Below are 25288 nucleotides of genomic sequence, written 5' to 3'. Positions count from 1 at the left end.
CTATTGATCTGCTTTTTGGAATTCATCTAAAAGGTTTTTTTGATGCTTGCTTAGTTTTTTGGGAATATTAACAACAATTCGCACATATTGATCACCTCTATTTTTTGAATTCATGCGTGGCAAACCTTTGCCTTTTAATTTTATGATTGTATTTGGTTGACTGCCTGATTCCACTTTAATTTTTTCAGTTCCATCCAAAGTTGGAACTATAATTTCACGCCCTAAAGCAGCATCAACCATAGATACATCTTGATCATAAAAAATATCCACATCATCTCTCTTGAATTTTTGGTGAGTCTGTACTCTAATTCTAACAATTAGATCTCCGTTTATTCCTCCTGGCATTTCATTGCCTTCTTCTGGAACAGTATAATCACCGTTATCTACACCTGGAGGAATATCAAATGATATTTTTTTACTGCCTTTTTTCTTACCATTTCCTTTACATTCGCTACAAGGGGTTTGGATGATTGAACCTTGTCCTCTACATGTTGAACAAGGCACTACAGTTACAAATGATGCAAATCCCATACTTCTACTTTGACGTACCTGACCTTGGCCATTACATGTAGAGCATGTATTCTTGTTTGTCCCAGGTTTACATCCAGACCCATTACATATTTCACATTGTATTTCTTTTTGTAAATCAATCTCCATTTTTTTTCCGTGAAGAACATCTTCAAGAGTAATGGTAGTCTGATATAGAATATCTGAACCTCTTTGTTGCCTATAGGTAGTTCTTCCTGTTCTACCAAAGATTGATTCAAAAATGGAATCAAATCCACCGCTTCTTCCAAATAAATCACTAAAGTCGCCACCTGCACCTTGAAAAATATCTTCGCTACTATATCTTCCATCTACACCAGCGTGACCATGTTGATCGTAAACCTTTCTTTTTTCAGGATCTGAAAGTACAGCATATGCCTCTGAAATTTCTTTAAAGTGTTCACCAGCTTCTTCAGATTTATTACGATCAGGATGAAATTTTAATGCTAATTTTCTATATTGTGCTTTAATTTCATCAGAAGCAGATGATTTTGAAATTCCTAAAACCTCATAATAATCACGTTTTGCAGCCATAAATCATCCTTCAATTGTAATTGTATAAACGGTGGAATTTGTTAGTTTTTGTTTTCATCAGAAGATGATTCAGTATTTTGCTGGGTGTTATCTTGTCCTTGTTGACCATCAGCTCCAGCATTTTGCTGATCTGTATTTGGCTGAGCAGAATTTTTGTAAAGTTCAGTGGTAATTTCATTTACTAGTGTTTTTAAAGTATCAAGTTTTGGTTTAAGAATATCAATTTCCTTATCAAGAGATTCTTTTACTTCTTTTACAGCATCAGTGACTTTGATGCCTTGTTCTTGTGAAATTTTGTCTTTAAGATCATGATTTACAAGTTTTTCAACTGTGTAGATAAAACTTTCAGCTTCATTTCTTAGATCTATTTTCTCCTTTTTCTTTTTATCTTCATCAGAGAATTTTTCTGCATCTTGTTTTAATTTTTCAATTTCTTCAGGTGATAATTTTGAGTTAGACGAGATGGTAATTTTAGCTTCTTTTTTGGTTCCAAGATCTTTTGCAGTTACATTAATTATTCCATTTGCATCAATATCAAATTTTACCTCAATTTGAGGAATTCCTCTAGGAGCAGGAGGTAAATCTGTAAGATTAAAACTTCCTAATGAAACATTATCAGTTGCCATAGGTCTTTCTCCTTGAACTACATGAATTGTTACTGCTGTTTGATTATCTGCAGCAGTAGTGAAAACTTTACTTTTGGATGTTGGTATCGTTGTATTTCTTTCAATTAATGGTTCTCTTACTCCACCCAAAGTCTCGATTCCTAATGTTAATGGTGTTACATCAAGTAACACAATATCACTAGTCACATCACCAGCAATAATTCCAGCCTGTATTGCTGCACCCATAGCTACTGCTTCCATAGGATCAATACCAGACTCAGGTTCTTTACCAAGAACTTCACCAACAAATTTTTTCACTAGTGGAATTCTTGTAGGTCCACCAACCATTACAATTTTGCTGACATCTGCTTTTGATATTTTAGCATCTTCAAGTGCTTTTTCTATAGAAGGCTTACATCGTTGGATAATAGGTCGAATTAATTCATCAAGTTTTGCTCTTGTTAATCTTAGTTCAAGATTTTTTGCACCTGTTGAAGGATCATGAGATATGAATGGAAGGTTGATGTCAGTTTCCATAATAGTTGAAAGCTCAATTTTTGCTTTCTCTGCAGCTTCTCTAACTCTAGCCATTGCAGTACTATCTTTAGATAGATCCGTTCCCTCTTTTTTCTTAAATTCATCAAGAATGTAATTGATTACAACTTTATCCATATCAGTTCCACCTAATTGAGTGTCACCAGATGTACTCATTACTTCAAATACACCTCCACCCATTTCCATTATTGTTACATCTAAAGTTCCGCCACCAAAATCAAATACAAGAATTTTCATATCTTGTTTGGTTTTATCTAATCCAAATGCCAAAGATGCAGCTGTCGGTTCATTTATTATTCTTACAACATCAAGACCTGCGATGGTTCCAGCATCTTTAGTTGCTTGACGTTGATTATCATCAAAATATGCTGGAACTGTAATTACAGCTTTCTCAACTGGTTCGCCTATGAAAGCTTCAGCATCTTTTTTTATTTTTTGAAGGATAAATGCAGAAATTTGTTGAGGTTTGTAATTTTTATCTTGAATTTTGAAAATATAATCTGAGCCCATTTTTCTTTTTGCTGCAGCAATAGTACTATCAGGATTTGTTACAGCTTGTCTTCGTGCTGGTTCGCCTACCAAAAGTTCACCAGTTTTAGTAAATGCTACGACTGAAGGAAAAGCCTTGCCGCCTACAGTAGCACCTTCAGCTGCGGGAATGATAGTAGGTTTTCCACCCATTACCACGGCAGCAGCCGAATTACTTGTTCCTAAATCGATTCCTATTATTTTAGTCATTTAATTTCACCATTATTTTTTTGATATTTCTACCAGTGTTGGTCTAATAACTCTCTTATGAGAAATATATCCTTTCCTAAGTTCTTTGATAATTGTATTGTTATCTAGTTCAGGATCTTCAATTATAGAAATTGCCTCATGAAGATTTGGATCAAATATCTCACCTAATGCATCAATTGGAGTTATGTTATATTTTGCTAACAAAGAATCCATATTTTTCAAAATAGAGTCTAATCCATCAGTATTGATCTTACTTTCTGCAAATACTTGCTTTGCTCTTATAAAGTCATCATAAATTTTCAAAAAATCTAACATAAATTCATCAATTTTTGTATTTACACCTTTTTCAATATCAGATTGTGTTTTTTTATTTAGATTTTGATAATCTGCCAATACATGTTTAATTTTATCTTCATAATCTTTCACTTTTTGTTTTTCGATTTCCAAAAGATTTTGTAATTCATCTACAGTAATGTTATCACTAATTGTTTGTGTTAAATCCTCAGATAAATTATTGGTTTTATTATTAGAAATTACATTAACTGGGACTTCATCTAGATTGTTTTCATCTGACATTTCACCCATAATGATCTATTAGCTAATTTATACTCTTATTGAATAATTTCACATAATGGATTAGCTTTAATTACAATAATATTGGTATCTTGTTTATTTTTTTCTATATTTTCAAAATCTATTTTTGAGCATGCTACAATAATGGTAGTTTTGTCACTATGAAATAAATCAGAATTTGGATGTTCATATGCTTCAACGTCACCGATGTAATCGCGTAATCTAGAAGTTAAATTCTGTAACATTTCAATTTTATCTCCCCGCATTTCATGTTGATCAAGTGTCCAAGATAATGCAATTTTTGTTCTACTAGCTTTTAGATCATTTTTCTTCAGGGTAGATCGAATTTCATCGATTAATTTCTTAATATAGCCATCAATACCCTTTACGCTTCCATTGATAAGATACATGAGCGTATTTGCACTTTCAAATGATGAGCCTAAGGATTTAAGATCAAATAACCCACTAATCATATTATCTAAAAAGATTTCTTGGAAATCATCTGAGGATAGATCATTTTTTGTTATATCATCTTGAACATATCGACAAACCTCTAAAATACTACTTAGGCTAGCAAATCTAGACAATACATTAATTGCATGAAAATGCTCAGAAGATGAAATAGCTACAAATTTTTTTTCTTTTTTTCCAGTTGTTAAAAGATCTGCCAATGCAGAATCCTCTTTTCCGTTGAAAGAACCAATAAACTTTGGTTGTTGATTAAGATCTTCTAATGGATAATAAAAATATGAGATTTGTTTTCCAACCTCAAGTCCAGTTACATGCTCAAGTAATGAAATATTTTCATTATTACCACCAAAACCAGAAGGGAGAGTGTAAATCACAGAACTATTTTTTTTTAAAGATGTTGTAGCATCTTTAAATTTTGAATGAATTTCAGTTTTGATGTCTTGTCCTGTTTTTCTAATTCTTGGAGTAAAGAAAAGATATTGAGCTTTTGAAATAGCTACATCGATTGGCTCCATAGCTAATAATGGCTCATCTTCTTTTAGAGAAGATACATTTGGATAAGTTTTAGCAATTTCTGCTTTTAATGAAATTGCTGATGGGGTTGATTCGTCAATAATGTATACATCAGCTCCCTTGATTGCCATTTGACATGCGATAGCATATCCTTCGGTACTAAGTCCATAGACAACAACTTTTGCTCCCCCCATTACACATAAGCCTAGTATTAGACTAAGAAAAACTTATTGAACTTACCATAATAATGAGAGATACTTGAAAATTTGGATAGATATTCTAACTCCTAAACAATTATTGTTTTCTGAACCAGTAATTGAGAGACTGAGGAAAAATCACAATGTTTTATGCACATCTCGATCATATGATGAAGTCTCAAAACTAGCAAAAATTCGAAAAATTGACCTAATTTATGTCGGAAAGCATGGCGGAGGTAAAAAATATGATAAACTCGAGGCCAGTATTAACCGAATAAGAAAACTATCTTTGTTAATTTATAAATTTTCTCCAGATATGGTAATTAGCTTCTGTTCTCCTGAAGCCGCAAGAGTTTCATTTGGTATGGGAATAAGGCATATTGCATTTTGTGATTCACCACATGCTAAAGCAGTGATGAAATTAACATTACCATTAATTCAAAAATTGTTGATTCCTTGGATAATACCTAAAAAAGAATTTTTAAAATATGGTATAGATTCAAAAGACATTATTACATACAAAGCAATTGATGCATCAGTAACGATAAAAAGAAATAACAGCCAAAAAAAATCTTTACCATTTAAAAATAATAATAAAAAAAATATTTTGATCAGAGTAGAAGAAGAGCAAGCAGCGTATACATCTAAATCAATAAAAATAATACCAATCATAAATGAAATTGTAAAAGAATTTGATGGTGAAAATATTGTCATTCTTGGAAGATATTCTGAACAAATTGAAAATTTAAAAAAAATATTCGGTAAAAAGACAAGTATTATGAAAATGTCATTTGATGGAAAACATTTGTTAGAGCATACAGATATTTTTCTAGGATCAGGTGGCACTATGACAGCAGAGTCAGCTTTACTAGGAATTCCAACTATTTCATATAATGCAGTACCCAATATAGTTGAGAGATTTTTAGTAAAAAATAATCTTGTAAATAGAGAAACAGATCCTAAAAAAATTACTAAAATTATTAGAAAATTCCTTGAAACTTCAGATAATAATTCCAAAAAAAGAGCAAGAAAAATTACCGACAACATGGAAGATCCTATTCAAAAACTAATTCAAATTATCAAAGAGTAATTATGAATTGGTTTTAGGTAGAAATTCAAGTAAATAAAAAGTTCATTAGGGGAATCAAGTTGCTCCTTTTTGATAGTCCTGTAGTGTAGCGGTCAAGCACAGGGGCCTTTGAAGCCCTTAACCCCAGTTCGAGTCTGGGCAGGGCTACCATATTAAAAAACATCAACTGTAACACGAATATAATACTGTGAATTTTCAGAGGGTAACAAATGACAGACATCATTTTAGGAATGGGAGAAGTTGGATCTACTCTTTTTGAGTTACTTGCTGAGCGCGGATTTGATTGTGTAGGAATAGATAGTGATAAATCAAAATGTAGAAACTATTCTGAAAATAATCTAATAAAAAATCCAGAATATCTACATATTTGTCTTCCAGGAGAATTAAACGAATTTAGTGAAATAACAATAAAATGGATAAAAAAAATTTCAGACTTAAATGTTGTCATTATTCATTCAACTGTACAACCAGGTACTACAAAACATATTCAAGATAGAGTCGAGATACCAGTTTTATTTTCACCTGTACGTGGAGTGCACAAAAGATTTTTAGATGATATAAAAAAATATACAAAATTTATCTCATCTGATAAAAAAGAAATTAGCCCTAAAATTAAATTAGAATTAGAGAAAAGATTTCAAAAAATACAATGGATGTCTACCACTAAAACTGCCGAATTAGCAAAAATTTTAGTTGATACAACATATTATGGATGGTTAATTAATTATGCTCAGATTACTAAAATGATTTGTGATACAGAAAAAATAGATTTTGATGAGATGTGGAAATTTGCAGATGAAATTCATGAAAATTTAGGAAACAGACCAAAGATGTATCCAGGAATAATAGGTGGGCATTGCGTTATACCAAATCTAAGTTTAATCAAATATGATAATTTAGACATAATTAAAAAAATAAATAATATGTATAAGAGTTTTAACGATGTGAAAAATTCTAATAATTAAAAATCTAGTTTTGTAAGTAATTTTGTTGCAATAATAAAAAGTATTGATGCAATAACTACTAAAACACACATTTCAATAATTACAAATTCTGTAATATTACCAAAAATTCCACCACGTATAACATCTACCAAATAGGTAAGTGGGTTTAGATAAAAAATGGTTCTAAGAGGTTCTGGTGAACCTGAAGAGGGATAAAATGCAGTACTAACAAAGGCAAAAAATAAAAAAACAGTATTGATTATAACATTAAATCCTTCACTAGAACGTAATCGAGTAGAAATTATTGAGGCTATGGAACCAAATAAAACAGAACCCACAATTGCAGCAAAGATAATCATTGGAATAGTAATTGGAGTAAATTCAATTGATTCAAAAAATACAGGATACCCAACAAGTGCAATTAATGACGCACTTACCAATCCTACAATTCCAATAGTGCAAATATTACTTAAAATATAATCAGATCGTGTAAATGGCCCAGACATTATTTGCTCAAACATGCCATGTCTTCTATCATTCCAAATTATTATTCCTGAGATCAGAGTACTATTCATAATATTAAATCCAATCATACCAGTTGCCAAAAATGTAGGATAGCTAATATTTTTGTCACCAAAAGGAACTTGATCAATTAATGATGTGTATGCATAACCTGCAACAAAAATGTAAATTAAAGGAAAAATCACTTGCCAGATCAAAAATCCAGGATTAATTGATATTGTTAAGTTTCTATTAACAAGTCTAATTATTGGATGCATTATCACTCACCATTTTTAAAAATATCTCTTCTAGATTTGTAGGAACTGCTGAAAGATCTTCTATCTCAATTTTATTTTCATTTAGAATTCGTAGAACTTGTAATAAAACTAATTCAGATTGTTCTGAATGTATTATAATATTAGTTCCATTATCAAAATCAATTTTGCAGTCAACGATTCCCTCAAGAATTGTTGTTATTTTATTTTGTTTTTCAAGTAAATGAATTTTTATTGTTTTTTTATTTCCAAATCTATTTTTTAATGCCTCAGGTGTATCTACTGTAAGAATTTTTCCTTTATCAATGATAGCTATTTCATCACAAAGATATTCAGCTTCGCTTAGAATATGTGTAGTATAAAATATTGTCAAACCTGTCTTGGCTTTGTTTTTTAAATAATCTAATAATTTTCTTCTAGCACTAGGATCTAATCCCACCGTAGGTTCATCAAGAAATAAAAGTTCCATATCGTGCATAAATTCACGAGCTACCTGAACACGTCTTCTTTGACCAATAGAGAGATCCTCATTTCTTTTCTTACGAATGTCAATCAGATCAAAATCTTTTAGGAGTTCTTCTCTTCTTTTTTTACGTTCATTTTTTGGAACATTCCACATCATGCCATATTTATCAAGAGATTTTTCAACCGTTAATGTTGGTTCGTAGCTAGGCTGTTGCAAAACTACTCCAATTTTATGACGAACTTGTAAAGGATTTTCAATTGCATTTATTCCTAAAATTGTCAGAGAGCCATTGGACGGTGGAATTAACGTAGTTAGAAGTTTGATAGTAGTTGATTTACCTGCCCCATTAGGACCCAAAAATCCAAAAACTTTACCAGATTTTACTGCTAAAACAATATCATCAACTGCTGTTAGTGATCCATATGATTTTGACAAATTCTCAACAACAATACATGACATGAAAATAATGCGATCTTCCCACTAATTTAGTTAATGAAGAAACTACTAAAGTCTAGATATGAATTATTAAAATTAACAAAAAAATTTACTGATTTGCGATCAGAAATAGATAAACATGATACTTTACAATAATGAAATTTTTATTAATACAACTGATTTACAAACAATGAATTGACGGAATTTGATAGTCTTATAGATAAATTATTAGAACAAAAGCCAGAATTAACGAGAGCAGATATTGAAGAACAAATTAAACACAAAAAAGAGAAGATAGGTGCAGGTTATCTAACAGATCAAGGCGCCTTATTTTTGATTGCATCTGATTTTGGAATTTCATTATCAGGACCATTAAAAGTTGAAATGGGTTTAAAGGATCTCTATGCTGGTGCTAAAGAAATTTCCTTAGAAACCAGAGTTCTTAACGTATCTCCTGCTAAACAATTTTCTCGCAAAGATGGTTCACCATTTTATCTCAGAACCATGACGGTATATGATACTAATTCTACAGCTAGTGTAAAATTATGGGATGATAAAGCAAATCTACCTGGAATTGAAAATATCAAACCTGGTGATTTGATCAAAATTATCAAGGCGTATGTAAAATCAGATCTTAGCGGTTCTCCAACTATCAATATAGGTTCAGGTTCTAATATTGAAATAACAGATGACAAAAGTGACATTCCAACTATAGATAAAATTACAAAAGACATTAGTGAATTACATGAAGGTCAAAAAGATCTTGTTATTTCTGGAACAATAGATGGAATCGTAAGTAGTATGGAATTTACAAATTCTAGAGGTCAGCCTGGAAAGGCACTGAGAATGAGATTGAAAGGTAAAGACGGAACTGCGCTTAGAGTAGTTTTATGGGGAAAAGATGAGTCAGATATTCCCAATATGATTTCTCATGGCGCTAAAGTACGATTACTTGGAATTAACATGAAAAATGGAAATCAGGGATTAGAGATTCATGGAAATGATTCAACTTTAATTGAAATTGAAGGTGGTAAAGAAGCAGAACCAGTAATAGTAAGAATTCTTTCAATTGTAACTACAGAAAATGGAAAAAATATGATTTTGGGTGTGGATAATAAAAAAAATATTTACAACATCATGGATAATTCAAGTTCTACAAGTATTTGCAATGAAGGGGATGTAATTGAATGCATGCCAACAAAAGTTTATGGAAATTCTGTTACATTAGATAATAATTCATTTGTAAGAAAATTGGAAAATGATGTATCACTCCCATCATTATCACAGTTAAGGACAAAAATTAATGAAGTTAAAGCAGATGGAAGTTTTTGTATTGAAGCAATTGTATTAAAAATTCCTGAAAGAAGAGAAATTCAAACCAAATCTGGAGAATCTGTTTTATTATCAGAGATGTTTGTTGAAGACGATACAGGTCAAATTTGGGTTAAGGGATGGAGAAATCAAGCTAGATTAATAGAAAAATGTGAATTGGGAGAAATAATTTCAATAACAGGAGTCAATGCTAAAGCAGGTTTGGAAGGACGAGTTGAATTAACTCTTACTGCATTTTCTAAAATTACAAAGAAAAATTAAGAATCCCAAAATCCACGCGTTACAACGTATTGTCTTTCTGCCTCATAAATTTGCTTAAAGATGTGTTCATCATCGATCATATTCCGCAATATCCTAGCAGCAGTATCAGCCCCTACTCCATATCCAGACATCACAGTTACTGCAATTTTTCCAAAATTTTCTATTAAAGAAGATACTTTCCAGGCTCGTTCAAATCGATGTTTTTCATCTAAAGTTAGTTTTTTTCCTTCAAATTTTTTTCGTATTATTTTTGGAAGATCATAATCTGAATAAAAAGTCGCAGTTATTTGTCGAGCTTTACAATAAGGACATATCAATGTATTTTTTACCTCATTTGTTTCCATTACTCTTTCCCATTTTCCACATCGTGCACAGATAAGACGATGCTTTGTCTTTGCTAATCTAGCTTTTACAAGATCAATAATTCCCTTGTCAAGATTAGCTGGTGCTGAATAATATTTGGATGTATGATCTAAAATTGGTTCAGCCAATTTTGAAAATTTATCTATTTCTAACCATGTAATTAGAATTTCATTGTCTCTGATTTTTTTTAATATTTTATCAGTATTTTGAAGATCATATTTATCATGAAATAATTCACGTAATGCTTCTTTTACAAGAGATGTTTTTGCATATCTCTCATATAAAAATCGGGCCGATTTTTTTTCATAAATTGCTCCTCTTCCAACTACTCCAAATTTTTTTGCAACACACCATGTCTTCCAATTTACATTATGTGTTCCTGCCAAAGATGCAGTGATAATTGAATAAAGATCATAATCGTCTTTTATAATTTCAGTGAAAAGTTTTTCAGAAATTCGAGATCTAGAAGATAAGACTATTCTATACCCATCTGAACGCGAATCAACTACAGAACCTAACATAGAAGACATCATAGAAGAGAGCAGAGTAGATAGAGTTGAATTAACTTTAGTACCAAAACATGAATGTAGTACTATAGAACCCTGAGAACGACTAGATTCTATGATGATATTTTTTTCATCTGGAATTTTATTGAAATTTAATTCCTCAATGGTTTTATTGATTAATTTCAATGTACCATTTTTCACCTTGCTACGAAATGCCCCAACTTTTTTTGCAGTATTATAATCAATTGGGATGTTTTCTCCTTCCCAATATGGAACTGTTATTCCCCCTCCTCTAAAGGGTTCGACATTTACCGAAAATGATTTTTCATCCACAATAAGTATTCTCCATTGTAAACCCTTTAAAACAAAAATATTTCCAGAATCCCCAAAATCACCTACAAATCTTTGATCTAATGTACCAATGATTTTTTTCCCAACACTATCAAACACTTTGAATTTAAGAATATCAGGAATTGTAGAAAGATTTTCAAAATAATATTTAAAAGAACGACTTTTTTTCCAAAATGTCATTTTTGTTCTATCAAAGAATATCAAATAATTAGAATCAAGTAAATCTAAAACTCCTAACAAGTCTCCTAACTGTAAATTTCTAAATGGGTACGCATTGTTTACGGTTTCTAATGCTTGATTTACAGGAATCTCTCCTAATTGCATAGTCATTCCAACAAGATGGTGTGCAAGCACATCAAGAGAGCCATCATGAATTTTTTGTTCTTCAATAGAGCCTTCTTGAATACGATCAAGTATTGCTCTTGCTTCAAATTCATCATCAGAATTGTTTGTAATTATTAGTCCCTTAGCAGAAGCATCTCTATTATGTCTACTACGACCAATTCTTTGAACTAATTTTGATACTTGTCTAGGAGAACCATAATGAATGACTAATTCAATTGAACCTATGTCTAATCCTAATTCAAGTGAAGACGTACAAACTACAATTCCACGTTTTCCTTCTCTTAATGAAATCTCTGTATCTTCTCTTACTTCCTTTGATAATGATCCATGGTGTAATTCTATGTTAATAGATGATTTTTCTTTTAGTATGGAAGCTAAAAATTCAGATTCGCCTCTGGTGTTAGTAAAAAGAAGTATAGGGGAATCTAAATTTAGTTCTAAAACATGCTCAATTATTTTATCTGCAACATCTGAAATTGTTCCATTGACAAATTTTACTTCAACATCATATTTTCGAACAGAGGTATCTCTGATAATCTGACATTTTCGTTTAGTTCCTACTACAAATTTACCAGCCTCTTCAAAATTACCAACTGTTGCAGATAATCCAATTTTTGTAAGGTAGTATTTTGAATTAAGTTGTAAACGTTCTATACTTAATGATAATTGAGATCCTCGTTCACTAGCAAGGAATTCATGTACTTCATCAATAACAATCCATTCGAGTTCAGATAATGCATCTAGCATCTTTAATTGTGTAAGAAGAATAACCAAAGTTTCAGGAGTTGTTATCAGAATATCAGGAGGGTTTTCAGTGATTTTTCGTCTTGCGGTTTGAGTTGTATCACCATGTCGGATTTCAATTGAAAGGTTAGAATGCTGAGCGTATTTTATTATCCTTCGAAAAACATCTCGATTAAGTGCTCGTAATGGAGTAATGTAAAGAACTTTAATTTTTCCAAGTTTTTTTGATTTTTTTACTAGCGAAAAAATGGGAATTACTGAACACTCTGTTTTACCTGAACCAGTTGGTGCAATTACCAAACAATCTCTTTTTTGTAAAATTATAGGAGATGCTTTTTTCTGAATTTCAGTAAGAGTAGTAAATCCAAAATAATTAAACAGTGAATCAATTGTAGAATCAGGAAGCTGATTCTTTTGTTGTATTTGATCGGGATCTTTCATAAACTATTACGCCAGCTAAGCCAAGTACAAATAATACCACAGTGATTATTGGAATTGAATCAAATATTCCTGCCATTGCTAAACTTTATGATTGATAGTTAAATATCTTCAGGATAATCAGATATACCTGCAGGAAGAATCTTATAAGAAAATTGGGTCTGATGAAGAAGCCATTTAATCTCTCCATAAAATTTTGAAGATATTTTTGTGAGTTTTATTTTAATATGTGTAAGCGGATCAATAGCAGTTCTCATATTTTCCATATCTATACCTTCTATGTTTCTAATCATATTAGTAATAATAATAGGAATTTTCTTATTGATTGCAACAAGTGATAGATTATGGATATATTTGAAAAATATAGAATTTTTTTCAAAGATTGTATCATCTTTTGAATATTCATATGAAAACAAATCAGTGATATTATCAATTACAATTAGAGAAAAGTTTGAGTTATTCATTACATCAATGGATTTGAGCTGTTCAGAGGTATTAGTAATTCTTGAAACTGTTATTTTTTCAAGAATATCAAATGTTAAATTTTGTTGTTTCTGAATTTCAAGAATTCGTTCAGGTCTGAAACTACCTGTTGTATCTTGATAAAGAACATTACCTCCATTTTTTATTGCATTAATGCAGATTTGAAATAATAGTTGAGTTTTACCAGTTCCACTTCCCCCATAAATGTCAGTAATTACACCCTTAGGTATTCCACCAGATAAAAAATCGTCTAATTTTTGTAATCCTGTAGAGATCATTTAGTTAATCATCTAAAAATGATGAAAAAATTTAAAGAATTTCATAATTCACAAAAGAGGCAAGGCTTTTATTCTAGAAAACAACGTAAGCAAAACAAGTGAATAATTAGTGTCACAAACTAGTAGTGCAAAAAGGCCATTAACAACTCTTCAAAAAAGTACTAAGAAGAAAGTTACTGTAAGGCTGAAAAATGAAGTTGAATACAAAGGAAAAATGGATAATGTTGATTCATACATGAATTTAATCATGACTGATGCAGAAGAATTCCACGACGGTAAAGTAATTGCAAATTATGGCAGAGTAATTGTGAGAGGCAATAATGTACTGTTTATCAAACTAGAAAACGAACTCTAGGGGTTATGACTAATAATTTTCTATTTACATCAGAATCAGTTACTGAAGGTCATCCTGATAAAATATGTGATCAAATTTCAGATGCATTTTTAGATGAATTTCTCAGACAAGACCCTGATTCTAGAGTAGCAATTGAAACAATGGTCACCACAGATTTTGTTGCTGTTGCAGGAGAAGTAACCTCAAATGCTAATTTTGATAAGAAATCTCAAGAGGCCTTAGTCAGAAAAATAATCAGAGAAATAGGATATGATAATAAAGATTTGATGTTTGATACTGAATCTTGTCAAGTTACATTAAGACTTCATTCTCAAAGTCCAGATATTAGTCAAGGTGTAACTGCAACTAAAGAAAAAGAGCAAGGAGCAGGTGATCAAGGATTGATGTTTGGCTATGCTTCCAATGAAACAAAAGAACTAATGCCAATGCCAATATTACTTGCACACAAATTAACACAAAAACTTGCCGAAGTTAGAAAAAACAAAGTTTTACCATGGGTTAGACCCGACGGTAAATCACAAGTTTCTGTTAGATATGAAAATAACAAACCAACAAAAATTGAAACAATAGTTATTTCAACTCAACATGCACCTGAAATAACACAAGAACAGATATCAAAAGAAATTATAGATAAAGTAATCAAGCCAGTTTTAGGAAATCTTTGGAATGATCAAATCAAAATTCATATTAATCCTACAGGGAAATTTGTAATTGGAGGTCCACATGGAGATTCTGGACTTACAGGACGAAAAATAATTGTAGATAGTTATGGTGGATTTGGAAGACATGGTGGTGGAGCTTTTTCTGGAAAAGATCCTTCAAAAGTAGATAGATCAGCGTGTTATATGTGCAGATACATTGCAAAAAATATTGTTGCAGCGAATCTTGCTGAAAGATGTGAAGTGCAATTAGCTTATGCCATAGGAGTTGCCGAACCAGTTTCACTATATGTTAATACATTTGGCTCCAGTAAAATTCCAGAAAAAGAAATTGAAGAATTGGTTAGAAAGAATTTTGATATGAAACCATTTGGAATTATTTCACAATTAGATTTGAAAAGGCCAATCTATAGAAAGACAGCTGCATATGGACATTTTGGTAGAAATGAGCCTGAATTTACTTGGGAAAAAACAGATAAGGCAGACGCATTAAAGAAGGCTGCCGGTCTTTAGAAGTTTTAGTATAGAAGAAAACTCAATTTTAGAGATATTTTTTAGTTTTTTATAATCTCCATTAAAACCACCAATTAACAGATTTAGATCATCTACCCCAAATTCACAATCAGGATTAGAAATAGCTTCATGATAAACGGTTTCAAGGTTTATTTTTTTAATTTGAGTATTGGTTCCACGTGAAAATTCTTTAATATATTTTTGAAAAGTAATTGATTCTGAACCGACAAGATCTAAAATTATTTTACTAAAATTATTTTGAGTCAAAGCATTAAAAATAATTTTAACAACATCATCTATGTAGATAGGTTGAATTAAATAATTACCTGAACCAGGAATTTGAATTTGGCCTGTTTTAATTTGTTTTTTAAGATATTTTGTAAGATAGTCATCCTTACCAACAATATAAGAGGGTCGAAATATAGTATAATCAAGTTTAGAATCAATGATCAATTTCTCAGCCTTGTATTTTGAAATAAAATATCCTAATGAAGTGTTTTTGGAAACACCCAAACCACTGAGATAAATTATTTTTTTGATTTTTGATTTTTTACATAAATTAATTATTTTTTTTGTAAGTTCGATATGAATTTGATTGTAATCGTTATCAATTGTTTGTTTTCCAATTCCAACTAAATGAATTAATGCATCTGAATTTTTTAATTTTGAAAAAATAACTTTTTCATCATAGTTTTTTGTAATTAATTTTGTTTCATTTTTAACTTTGTTAAAATCATGTCTTGAAATTGAAATTAATTTTATATTATTATCAGATAGATATTTTCTGAGATTTTTTGCTATAAATCCACTGGCACCAGTTATAACAACTTGCATGTCTTTTTCCATAAACCTTGCGTCTTTTATTTTAAATATAATCTAAAGAAATCTAATTAGAAACGCAAGAAATTTCAGTATAATTTCTAGTCTCAAAAAGTAAGATTCCAAACAAATCAAAGAAGAGTTAATACATCAAATTAGGCATGATTAGCGTGGAAGAGATAAAAAAAGAAAATCTTCGAACTGGATATACTACGGGTACATCAGCAACAGCAGCAGCTAAAGCAGGATTATTATCAATTATTAATCAATCAAAAATTGAAAGTGTTGATGTTAAATTACCTAAAGGTAGTTTTATCAAAATTCAGATTCATCAATGCCAATTTGATAAAAACAAGTCAACATGTTCTGTGATTAAAGATGGAGGAGATGATCCTGATGTCACTCACGGTGCAGAAATAGTAGTTGAGTTATCATTGACTGAAAAGTTCAACGATATAGATATTGATGGTGGGGAGGGAGTCGGAATTGTAACGAAACCAGGACTTGGTCTTGAATTAAACAAAGCTGCAATTAATCCAGTACCAAAAAAAATGATTAAAGAAAATTTGAAAGAAATTTTGGATAAACAACATTTGAAAACAGGAGTCAAAATAATAATTTCTGTACCAAAAGGACGAGAGTTAGGTCCTAAAACAGATAATCCAAGAATTGGTATTATCAATGGAATTTCAATTTTAGGAACAAGTGGAATTGTAATACCGTTTTCAACTGCATCATATGCAGCTTCGATTAGACAAAATCTAGATGTATCAATTGCAATGGGTAATGACATAGTTGTTCTTACTACAGGTGGAAGAAGTGAGGATTTTGCAAAAAAAATTGTTGATTTACCAGAACATTGTTTTATACAAATGGGAGATTTTTCTGGTTACACAATACAGCAATGTGCTAGAAAAAATATCAAAAAAGCATACATTGTAGGATTTATTGGAAAATTAGCTAAAATGGCTGCAGGGGTAAAACAGACACATGTTAAAGGATCTAAAGTTGATATGAATTTCTTAGCAGAATTAGCAAGAAAATGTAATGCTAGTGAAAAGATCATTGAGAGTATTAAGAAAGCAAATACAGCCAGACATGTGTCTGAAATTATAATAGAGAACAATGTAAAAGGCTTTTTTGATGAAATATGCAATGAAACATATCGACATATGAGAAAACATTCTGAAGAAAAGGTCCCACTAGATGTGATATTATTTGATTTTGACGGAAATATTTTGGCTAGAAAGTTCTAGTAGCAAGGTATTTTATTTAATTTGAGAGAATTTAACTGTGGATAAAGTTTCAGTTCTTGCAATTACCAAAAATGGGATAAAAATAGGAATAGAATTAAAAAAACATTTTCCAAATTGGGAAATTTTTGCGCCATCTAAATTTTCAGACAGCAATAAAGAGATAGCATGGTATTCAGACTCTACATCAGAAAAAATTGTTGAATTATTTAAAAACAACGATGCAATAATTTGTTTATTTTCTTTAGGTGCAGTAATTAGATTAATTGCGCCATATTTGAAAGATAAAAAAACAGATCCGGCTGTAATTGTTATTGATGATAAAACAAGTTTTGTAATTAGTGTATTGTCAGGACATTTAGGGGGAGCAAATGAATTAACTCAAACAATTGCTCAAAAGCTTAATGCTACACCAGTAATCACTACTGCAGCCGATGTCAATAAAACAATTGCAGTTGATCTGGTAGGAAGAGAATTTGGCTGGAAGATAGAAGATGATTCTACAGTCACAAAAATTAGTGCGTTTATGGTAAATGAAGAAAAGGTTGGAATTTTTCAAGATGCAGGCAAAAGAAATTGGATAAAAGAATTTCCAAGAAATGTAAAAATTTATCAGAGTTTAGAAGAAATGGAAAAATCTGACTCTAAGGGATATCTTATAATTTCTGATAAAGTTTTAGAAGGAGATTTTCTCAAAAATTCTGTAGTTTACAGACCTCCAAGTCTTGTGGTAGGAATTGGATTACATTGGGATACATCTAAAGAAAACATCAAGGAGGGTTTGGATCTTTGTTTACAAAAATTCAAACTGAGTGAAAAATCTATTTCAAAATTAGTTTCAATTAAAAAACCTGAAGATGTTAAGGGACTAGTTGATATTGGAAAAGAAATGAGGATTACTGTGGAATATGTTAACAGAGAAGATTTAGCAGGTGTATCTACACCTAATCCTTCTGATACTGTCAAAGCATTTGAAGGAACAGCTAGTGTTTCAGAGGCTGCAGCTATAAAAGTGTCTGGAGGTAAATTAATTGTTGAAAAACAGAAATTTCCCCCAAATTTGACTATAGCCATAGCGAGGATAATAGATTGAAACGTGGATTTTTACTAATTGATAGAGGTAGTAGAGAAAGAGAGGCATCTGAAGAATTAGAAGTAATTTGCAATGCTGTTAAAGTAAAAGGGAATTATGTTTTTACAGAATATTGTTTTCTTGAAGTAGAACCGCCATACATTGAAGACGGTATTGCAAAATGTCTAAAACAAGATATTGATCATTTAACAATAGTCCCATATTTTCTGTATCCTGGTAAGAAAGTAAAAAATGCGGTTACAGATGTAATGAAATTTCAAAAAGATACCAAAGTAAAGTTTGTGGTCACAAAACCAATGAGTATGCATAAAACTTTGATTAATTTGGTTGAAAATAGAATATCTTCAACCATACAAGAAAATAATATTACAGTTCCAAAAAAGAATGTTGATGTATTAATTATTGGACACGGTAGTAAAGATCCTAATGCCCAAATGTCAATGGATTATGTTGTAGATGGACTAAAAGCAAATTATAGAAATGTAAGTAGATGTTGGTTAGAGATAGAACAGCCAGATATTGTGGAAGGCATTAAGAATTGTGAAAAAAATAATCCAGAGGTTCTCATAATAGTATTTTATTTCTTACATGAAGGTGCGCATGTCAAAACTGATATCAATAATGATCTTTTACCTGCACTAAAAAACTCCAATATCAAAAATACGTACATTACAAAACACTTAGGAACTGATGAAAAAATGATAGATTTGATATTAGAAAGAGCAAAAGAGGTAGAAAATGCAAACTAAAAGAGGTCAATCTATTGAAGATGCAAGTATGCAGATGATTGATGATGAAATTGGTACTCATCATTATAATGAAAAAGAATGGCCTATTGTTAGAAGAATAATTCATTCAACTGCAGACTTTGATTTTGCAGGAGATAATAAAGTAATATTTCATAAAGATGCAATTCAAAGTGGGATGACGGCCTTAAAGAATGGATGTAGTATCGTAGTTGATGTAAATGGTGTTATTGGTGGTTTGAATAAGCAAAATCCAAAGGACTTTCAAAATAAAATAATTTGTAATATTTCAGATCCAAAAATAATGGAGATAGCAAAAAAAGAAAATAAGACTAGATCTCAAATATCAATGAGAACAGCACTATCAGATATTGATGGGGGGATAGTTGCTATTGGCAATGCCCCTACTGCTCTTATGGAGGTAATTAATATGGTAAAAGAAGGTATTGTAAAACCAGCATTAATCATTGGAATTCCAGTAGGTTTCATTTGTGCCTCAGAATCAAAAGAAGAACTAAGCAGATTAGAAAACACCCCATTTATTACAAACAAAGGAAGAAAAGGAGGTAGTTCTTCAGCATCTGCAATAATTAATGCACTCTACAAGCTTGTAAGAGTAGAATCATCTTCTTGAATTTTTAATACAATTATTTACAAAAATTTTGGCATAATTAGAACTATCAAAATAAAGATGTCCATATGATGCTAATGTATTATATTGAATTATACCGTCTTTGTGGTTTTTAATTCCATCACCAATATCTAATTCATACGCAAATTTAGAGTCAGAAGATATAGAAGTTAATTCAGAATAGTGAAATTCATGTCCTCGTAGATTATGAAATTTATCTGAAATATTATTTTTTGAGATAATTTTACCTTTGGTATAATTTAATTTCATTTTTTTAGTCATTTTTGTTTCTGCGTCAAACAAACCAATCATTTTATATTTTTTATTCCCATAATCAATAGATTTTGTAAGATACATCAATCCACCACATTCTGCATAAATGGGAATATTTTCTTCGGATACTTTTTTTATTGTTTTTTTCATAGAATGATTTTTTTCAAGTATATTACCAAGAATTTCAGGAAATCCACCACCAATGTAAATACCATCAGATTTTGGAGGTCTTTCATCATGTATTGGACTAAAAAACTTTAGATCTGCACCTTCACGTCTTAGTGCTTCTAAATTATCACGATAATAGAAATTAAAGGAACCATCAAGTGCAATAGAAATTGTGGTTTTTGATTTTTTTAATAAAATTTTTGATTTGTTTGGAAGCGGAAAAGGATTTTTTATAATTTGAATAATTTTGTCAATGTCAAGTGAATTTGAGATTATTTTAGATGTTTTTTCAATTTTTGATTTTAAATTTTTTTCTTTAGCGGGAATCAATCCAAGGTGTCTAGCTTCAAAATTTAATTCTGAATTTTTATAAATTACTCCTATAATTGGAAGGTTTGTTTTTTCAAGTGCCTGTCTACATAGAATTTCATGTTTTTTACTGCCAATTTTATTTAGTATAAGACCTGAAATTCTAGAATTTCTGTGAAATTTCTGAAATCCTATTGCTGTTGCTGCAATTGATCTAGAAGTTTTACTTGCATCTAATATCAAAATTACAGGTGATTTTATAACAGATGCAACATGATGAGTGCTAGCATAATTTGAATTTCCTCCAAACCCATCATAATATCCCATTACTCCTTCAATTACAGAAACATCAGATTTTGAATTAGATACAAAGCTCTCAATAAGATGTTTTTTGCCCATTAACCATACATCTAGATTAAATGTTTCTTTTTTTGAAATGCTTGAAAGATAACTTGGATCTATGTAATCAGGACCTACTTTGAATGGTTGCACTGAAAATCCTTTCTTTTGTAAAGCATAGATAATGGCACATGTTATTGATGTTTTACCAACACCACTTGTAACTCCAGCTAAAGTAATTCTGGGAATTTTCAATTCGTATCACTAGAATTAGTTTTTATTTAAATTGATACATTAGTGTCAAATAATACTCAATGTTTTTACTTGGATAATTTATGAATTAATCATGGATGAAAAGGGATTAACTATAATATACACTGGAAAAGGCAAAGGAAAAACTACTGCTGCCCTAGGAATTGCGTTAAGAGCTACAGGTTATGCAAAAAAGACATGCATGGTACAATTCATCAAAGGTTCATGGCATTATGGTGAGATGTATTCATCAAAGAGATTAGAGCCAGAATTTGAAATGGTAGCTATTGGCAAAGGATTTGTTGGGATTATAGACGATAAGAGCTCCAAAGAAGAACATGAAAGAATAGCAAAAGAGGCAATTAAAATAAGTACTGAAAAAATTCAGTCTGGAAAATACGATATTGTAATTTTAGATGAGATAAACTATGCAATAAATTTAGGCTTAGTGAAACTAGAAGATGTAATTAGTTTGATTAAATCAAAACCAAGTAACCTAGATCTTGTGTTAACAGGAAATTATGCTAAGGATGAAATTGTTGAATTAGCTGACCTAGTCACAGAAATGAGAGAAATAAAACATCCTTTTCAACATGGAATAAAAGCAAAAAAAGGAATTGATTTCTAACTAGCAACATTAAATTATACAGAATGAAAATTTAGAAGAAATGTCTACTGAAATTCAAGAGATGCCAGAGCAAGGGGAAATTGTTCTTGCTACAATTACCAAAGTTATGGATCACGGAGCATATGTTACACTAGATGAATATAACGGAATTCAAGGATTTTTGCATATCTCAGAAATTGCACCTGGTTGGATTAGATCAGTTAGTAAGTTTGTAAAAGATGGTGAGAAAAAAGTTCTACTAGTAAAAAAAGTAAACTCTGATAGAGGAGATATAGATCTATCATTAAAACAAGTGTCAAAGGATCAAAAAAAGCAAAAGCTAAAAGAAGTTAAGAAATTTGAAAAGGGAAAAACTTTACTGCAAAATGTTAAAGAAAAAGGAAATCTCTCAGATGAGGATATTGAGAAATTAGAAGATGTAATTTATTCAAAATTTGATTCGGTATATGACGCATTTATTGAAATTGCAAGAAATGGGATAGAATCAATAAAAGAGCTAAAACTTCCTAAAAAAACGGCAACCGTTATTGAAGAAATATGTTCTAAAATTAAACTACCTTCAGTAGAAATTAGAGGAATTATGGAAATCACCAATAATAAATCAGATGGAGTTGAAATTATTAAAAAAGCACTTTTGGATGCAACAAAAAAAGATCCTACTATAGATATTACGTATTTGGGTGCCCCAAAATATAGATTATCCATTACTGCCGAAGATTTTAAATCCGCTGAAAAAACACTAAAACCAATACTTGTAGAGATTCAAGACAGCATAGAAAAAAAGAAAGGTTCATTCAAATTTACTAGAGAAGAATCTAAAAAAACAAGAGAAAATTAAAATGAGATTCCAATTAAGAAAATGTTTAAAATGTAATCATTATTCACTTAAAGAAAAATGTCCTTTATGTAATGAAGAGACTATCTCAGCACATCCAGCAAAGTTTTCACCAGATGACAAATACATGAGATATAGATTGGCTGAAAGATATAATTAAAAAATTAGTTGAGTGGAACGTAATCTTTGTTTACTTGATAGATAAATACGCCTATCATTGGTTGACCTTTTCCTATATCAAAACTTGGTGATGCATGAACTAATCTTAATGGACCGTTGCTGTCAGAGGGATATTTTATATTTTTTACATATACAGGAGTAAATCCTGGTTGGTATGTTGCAGATTGTTGATTTGTTTGGAAATTAACATATGCTAATGGAGTAAAAGGAAACATTTTTCCCAATAAGGTTTCATTCCAAAAATGCTCATTACCGCTCATACCATCAGATTCTAAAAATTCTGTTAAAGGTTTTTCAGCAATTCGTATGAACCACTGTTTTTTTGATTCATCTCCACCGCCTTGTAATACATAAAGAGCTTGACCTTCATTGTCAACTGCCAATCTCTGACCTGAAACAAAAACTACTACATAATCAGCTTGCATCTCTGTTAACATTTTCCATGCTTGATCTGGAGAACTCATTAACATTTTTGCTAGATTTTGTATAATAGTGGTATTTAATGTAGAATTGTCAGCTATTGAGGCTCGTTCACCCAACGTAGATATCCAGTACCCATAGTCCCACCAAGATGCAATTACAGCATCTTTGGGAGTGTTATTTTTTATCCATTCCATTGATTCTGTCCAATCATTTGTACTTATTGGATAAGCAGTACCACCATTAAGAATTGTAGGGGGTGATTTTGCTGCCGTAACCCAATTACTATTCTCTGGGAAAGAAATTGGAATGATTAAAAGAATTATAATTCCTGCAAGAAATGAAGATTTTATAATCAGATTTTTAGATTTTTTGCTCTCTGTATTGGTTAAAATATTTCTTACAAGTATTGACAACCCCATTGAAGACAATATTATCAAAGATATAGACGCAAATACTTCCAATCTTACGAATGCGGAACTAACATAGATCCCAATTAATCCAAAAATTAATGAAAATAAAATCATATCATTTTTAATAAAATTAGAACTTTTTTCTTTTTGATTTTTTATGATCAACCATACTCCTAATCCTGCAAATATCATTAGAATAGAATGAAACAGAAATGACTGTGAAATTGTTGTGCTAGCATGCTCTGCAACTGAATCTATCAAGGGAACTGAAGTGGTCAAAAACGGATTAATTGCATTTAGATATCTATAACTTGGGAGAGATAAAAATTCTGATTCTGCATTAATAATTAAAAGACTTGCACCGATTATCAGAATGGCAGCTAAAAACAACAAGCCATTTCTAGTTTTTTTGTTTTCATTACTTTTACTTTGAAGGAAAATACAAGCAACAATGAAGATTGTCGGAATTAGTAATGAAGCTCCTCCCAATCCAAAAATAAAACTTGAACTCAATCTTTCAAAACTTAGAGAGATCAAAAATACAATTGCAGTGAAAAGAGGAATTGCCCACATGATAAATTTATGATCAGATCTTACAAAAGGTAACGTAAGAAAGAAAATGCCTATAGGAATTATAAAAAACTGGCTACCGCCCCATGCAGAGATAGATAACGGTACAGTAATTCCTGCAGCTATTAATTTTACAATTGCTATCTTTCTATTTTTAGAATTAAGACCGCTAAGCAAAAAATAGAGTGCTAAAATGCCTAAAAACAACCCAAGAGGTTCAGATTTGAACCAACCAATTGCACCTCTTACTATCAGAGGTAACGATACGGAAAATAACAATGCAGAAAGCAATCCTGCAGTTGTTCCACCAATCACTCTGACTAGCGCAAAAATTACAATAGTGCTAAGAGAACCAAAAACAACTGGAAATAAAATGGTAAAATCATAAAGTTCCATACCTCCGCCAAAAATCCAATACGTGACAGCAGCAGTAACATGAAGGACTACTTGAGAAGTTTGTGAAACATCTCTTCCGTGAGGATACCAACTAAGATCATCATTCCATTCAAAATATGCATTTATTCCATTATCAACGATATATTGTGTAGCTCTGTAATTGAAAAAAGGATCAAATTCATTTAATTCCCAACCATAATCAGCTGCTTGTGATCTAACTAAAAATGAAATAGAAAAAGATAGTGATAGAATTCCTACAATTAAGAGATGGTGTAATTTCAGATCAAATTTTCCTAATGAAACCAAAGTTACGTTTGAAATCAATTAGCTTTTCTCTCTAAACTTTGCTTATTACTCTTTGTATAAAAAGTAATTAAAATTATTCATGGATTTGAGATCAGATATATAAAATCAAGAAGAGGGTTTAAGGAGAGTATCTACCTGTCAGTTTAGCTTCGGCAAGAATATGATCTTTCATTGAGTTTTCTACATCTTTTTTTGATGTGCCTTCCTTGAGATTCAAGTTTGTATCTAACGCATATAATTTGAAAATGTAAGTATGTTCTTTGTCAGGCGGAGCTGGACCACCATAACCGATTTCTCCAAAATCAGTTTTACCTTCAATTGCACCAACAGGAATTGAATTTTCTTTGATTTCTGCAATAGGTGCAATATTCCACATTAACCAATGTACCCAAACTTTTCCTACTGCACCCATTGCATCAGGATCATCCATTATAAGCACCAGTGATTTTGTATCTTTTGGTATTCCCTTAATAGTCAATGGTGGATTTACATTAGAATTTTTATAGCCATATTTTTTTGGAATTTGCTCTCCATTTTTGAAAGCACTACTTTCCAAAATTAAATTAGTCATATCAATGATAAAGAA

Annotated in this window: 24 protein-coding genes and 1 tRNA gene; 13 read left to right on the top strand and 12 right to left on the bottom strand. The window is 30.9% G+C overall.

Annotated elements, in window-relative coordinates; all coding sequences use genetic code 11:
- Genes dnaJ through K5782_RS02420 form a run of 4 tightly spaced genes read right to left on the bottom strand, consistent with a single transcriptional unit; the run spans nt 1 to nt 4729 of the window.
- On the bottom strand, nt 1-1080 hold the full coding sequence (gene dnaJ / locus K5782_RS02435) for a molecular chaperone DnaJ (protein WP_297463768.1): 1080 nt from the start codon (nt 1078-1080) through the stop codon (nt 1-3).
- A 41-nt stretch (nt 1081-1121) separates the two neighbouring features.
- Nucleotides 1122-2978, bottom strand: coding sequence for a molecular chaperone DnaK (dnaK, locus tag K5782_RS02430; RefSeq protein WP_297463766.1), 1857 nt, complete (start codon nt 2976-2978; stop codon nt 1122-1124).
- Nucleotides 2979-2990: 12 nt separating this feature from the next.
- Entirely contained in the window at nt 2991-3554 is a 564-nt protein-coding gene (locus K5782_RS02425) for a nucleotide exchange factor GrpE (protein WP_297463764.1), read from the bottom strand.
- 35 nt (nt 3555-3589) lie between these two features.
- Nucleotides 3590-4729: a hypothetical protein gene (locus K5782_RS02420; RefSeq protein ID WP_297463762.1), complete on the bottom strand. Its 1140-nt coding sequence runs from the start codon at nt 4727-4729 to the stop codon at nt 3590-3592.
- 64 nt (nt 4730-4793) lie between these two features.
- On the opposite strand from K5782_RS02420, the gene K5782_RS02415 reads away from it, so the two are divergent.
- From K5782_RS02415 to K5782_RS02405, 3 genes are all read left to right on the top strand, one after another.
- Nucleotides 4794-5822, top strand: a complete 1029-nt coding sequence (locus K5782_RS02415; protein WP_297463760.1) for a DUF354 domain-containing protein — start codon at nt 4794-4796, stop codon at nt 5820-5822.
- Between the two features lie 74 nt (nt 5823-5896).
- Nucleotides 5897-5972 (top strand) — tRNA-Gln (locus K5782_RS02410).
- Between the two features lie 59 nt (nt 5973-6031).
- A complete protein-coding gene (locus tag K5782_RS02405) occupies nt 6032-6787 on the top strand; it encodes an NAD-binding protein (RefSeq protein WP_297463758.1) in 756 nt (251 codons plus the stop codon).
- On the opposite strand, the gene K5782_RS02400 is transcribed toward K5782_RS02405, so the two are convergent.
- Both K5782_RS02400 and K5782_RS02395 read right to left on the bottom strand, forming a co-directional pair.
- Nucleotides 6784-7545 carry an ABC transporter permease gene (locus tag K5782_RS02400; protein ID WP_297463756.1) on the bottom strand — a complete coding sequence of 254 codons (762 nt, stop codon included), beginning with the start codon at nt 7543-7545 and terminating at the stop codon, nt 6784-6786. The two genes, K5782_RS02405 and K5782_RS02400, sit on opposite strands and share 4 nt — an antisense overlap.
- Nucleotides 7529-8467 carry an ABC transporter ATP-binding protein gene (locus tag K5782_RS02395; RefSeq protein WP_366069288.1) on the bottom strand — a complete coding sequence of 313 codons (939 nt, stop codon included), beginning with the start codon at nt 8465-8467 and terminating at the stop codon, nt 7529-7531. Before K5782_RS02395 ends, K5782_RS02400 begins: the two co-directional genes overlap by 17 nt.
- Nucleotides 8468-8638: 171 nt before the next feature.
- On the opposite strand from K5782_RS02395, the gene K5782_RS02390 reads away from it, so the two are divergent.
- Nucleotides 8639-10036, top strand: coding sequence for a single-stranded DNA-binding protein (locus K5782_RS02390; RefSeq protein ID WP_297463752.1), 1398 nt, complete (start codon nt 8639-8641; stop codon nt 10034-10036).
- Here K5782_RS02390 and K5782_RS02385 read toward each other — a convergent pair.
- Together K5782_RS02385 and K5782_RS02380 are read right to left on the bottom strand one after the other, a co-directional pair.
- Nucleotides 10033-12786, bottom strand: coding sequence for a DEAD/DEAH box helicase (locus tag K5782_RS02385; RefSeq protein ID WP_297463750.1), 2754 nt, complete (start codon nt 12784-12786; stop codon nt 10033-10035). The two genes, K5782_RS02390 and K5782_RS02385, sit on opposite strands and share 4 nt — an antisense overlap.
- Nucleotides 12787-12884: 98 nt before the next feature.
- Nucleotides 12885-13544, bottom strand: coding sequence for an ATPase domain-containing protein (locus K5782_RS02380; protein ID WP_297463748.1), 660 nt, complete (start codon nt 13542-13544; stop codon nt 12885-12887).
- 109 nt (nt 13545-13653) lie between these two features.
- On the opposite strand from K5782_RS02380, the gene K5782_RS02375 reads away from it, so the two are divergent.
- The gene (locus K5782_RS02375; RefSeq protein ID WP_007549380.1) at nt 13654-13899 is read left to right on the top strand and encodes a U6 snRNA-associated Sm-like protein LSm6; all 246 of its coding nucleotides are present in this window, start codon (nt 13654-13656) and stop codon (nt 13897-13899) included.
- Nucleotides 13900-13904: 5 nt separating this feature from the next.
- Nucleotides 13905-15071, top strand: coding sequence for a methionine adenosyltransferase (gene metK / locus K5782_RS02370; protein ID WP_297463744.1), 1167 nt, complete (start codon nt 13905-13907; stop codon nt 15069-15071).
- On the opposite strand, the gene K5782_RS02365 is transcribed toward metK, so the two are convergent.
- Nucleotides 15048-15917, bottom strand: a complete 870-nt coding sequence (locus tag K5782_RS02365) for an NAD-dependent epimerase/dehydratase family protein (protein WP_297463742.1) — start codon at nt 15915-15917, stop codon at nt 15048-15050. The genes metK and K5782_RS02365 overlap by 24 nt on opposite strands.
- Nucleotides 15918-16051: 134 nt before the next feature.
- Here K5782_RS02365 and K5782_RS02360 point away from each other — a divergent pair, with 134 nt between their 5' ends.
- Genes K5782_RS02360 through K5782_RS02345 form a run of 4 tightly spaced genes read left to right on the top strand, consistent with a single transcriptional unit; the run spans nt 16052 to nt 19616 of the window.
- On the top strand, nt 16052-17146 hold the full coding sequence (locus K5782_RS02360) for a cobalt-precorrin-5B (C(1))-methyltransferase (protein WP_297463740.1): 1095 nt from the start codon (nt 16052-16054) through the stop codon (nt 17144-17146).
- A 37-nt stretch (nt 17147-17183) separates the two neighbouring features.
- On the top strand, nt 17184-18236 hold the full coding sequence (locus tag K5782_RS02355; protein WP_297463738.1) for a cobalamin biosynthesis protein: 1053 nt from the start codon (nt 17184-17186) through the stop codon (nt 18234-18236).
- Nucleotides 18233-18985, top strand: coding sequence for a CbiX/SirB N-terminal domain-containing protein (locus K5782_RS02350; protein ID WP_297463737.1), 753 nt, complete (start codon nt 18233-18235; stop codon nt 18983-18985). The genes K5782_RS02355 and K5782_RS02350 overlap by 4 nt, the downstream gene beginning before the upstream one ends.
- Nucleotides 18975-19616: a precorrin-8X methylmutase gene (locus tag K5782_RS02345; protein WP_297463735.1), complete on the top strand. Its 642-nt coding sequence runs from the start codon at nt 18975-18977 to the stop codon at nt 19614-19616. Before K5782_RS02350 ends, K5782_RS02345 begins: the two co-directional genes overlap by 11 nt.
- On the opposite strand, the gene K5782_RS02340 is transcribed toward K5782_RS02345, so the two are convergent.
- Complete coding sequence (locus K5782_RS02340; RefSeq protein WP_297463732.1) at nt 19605-20957, bottom strand: cobyrinate a,c-diamide synthase; 1353 nt, start codon at nt 20955-20957, stop codon at nt 19605-19607. The two genes, K5782_RS02345 and K5782_RS02340, sit on opposite strands and share 12 nt — an antisense overlap.
- Nucleotides 20958-21048: 91 nt before the next feature.
- Between K5782_RS02340 and cobO the strand changes: the two genes are divergently transcribed.
- The 3 genes from cobO to K5782_RS02325 are packed head-to-tail and all read left to right on the top strand — an operon-like array spanning nt 21049 to nt 22577.
- The gene (gene cobO / locus K5782_RS02335) at nt 21049-21582 is read left to right on the top strand and encodes a cob(I)yrinic acid a,c-diamide adenosyltransferase (RefSeq protein ID WP_297463730.1); all 534 of its coding nucleotides are present in this window, start codon (nt 21049-21051) and stop codon (nt 21580-21582) included.
- A gap of 40 nt (nt 21583-21622) precedes the next feature.
- On the top strand, nt 21623-22420 hold the full coding sequence (locus tag K5782_RS02330) for a translation initiation factor IF-2 subunit alpha (protein WP_297463728.1): 798 nt from the start codon (nt 21623-21625) through the stop codon (nt 22418-22420).
- Nucleotide 22421: 1 nt separating this feature from the next.
- On the top strand, nt 22422-22577 hold the full coding sequence (locus tag K5782_RS02325) for an RNA-protein complex protein Nop10 (protein ID WP_007549367.1): 156 nt from the start codon (nt 22422-22424) through the stop codon (nt 22575-22577).
- Nucleotides 22578-22581: 4 nt separating this feature from the next.
- Here K5782_RS02325 and K5782_RS02320 read toward each other — a convergent pair whose 3' ends face one another.
- A complete protein-coding gene (locus tag K5782_RS02320; RefSeq protein ID WP_297463724.1) occupies nt 22582-24720 on the bottom strand; it encodes an STT3 domain-containing protein in 2139 nt (712 codons plus the stop codon).
- A gap of 100 nt (nt 24721-24820) precedes the next feature.
- A complete protein-coding gene (locus K5782_RS02315) occupies nt 24821-25273 on the bottom strand; it encodes a YbhB/YbcL family Raf kinase inhibitor-like protein (protein WP_297463722.1) in 453 nt (150 codons plus the stop codon).
- Nucleotides 25274-25288 lie beyond the last annotated feature (15 nt).

Origin of the sequence: Nitrosarchaeum sp. (assembly GCF_025699065.1) — an archaeon.
In the GTDB taxonomy this organism is placed as follows: Archaea; Thermoproteota; Nitrososphaeria; order Nitrososphaerales; family Nitrosopumilaceae; genus Nitrosarchaeum.
Note: the sequence above shows the minus strand (reverse complement) of the source record. Positions and strands in the feature narration are given on the sequence as shown.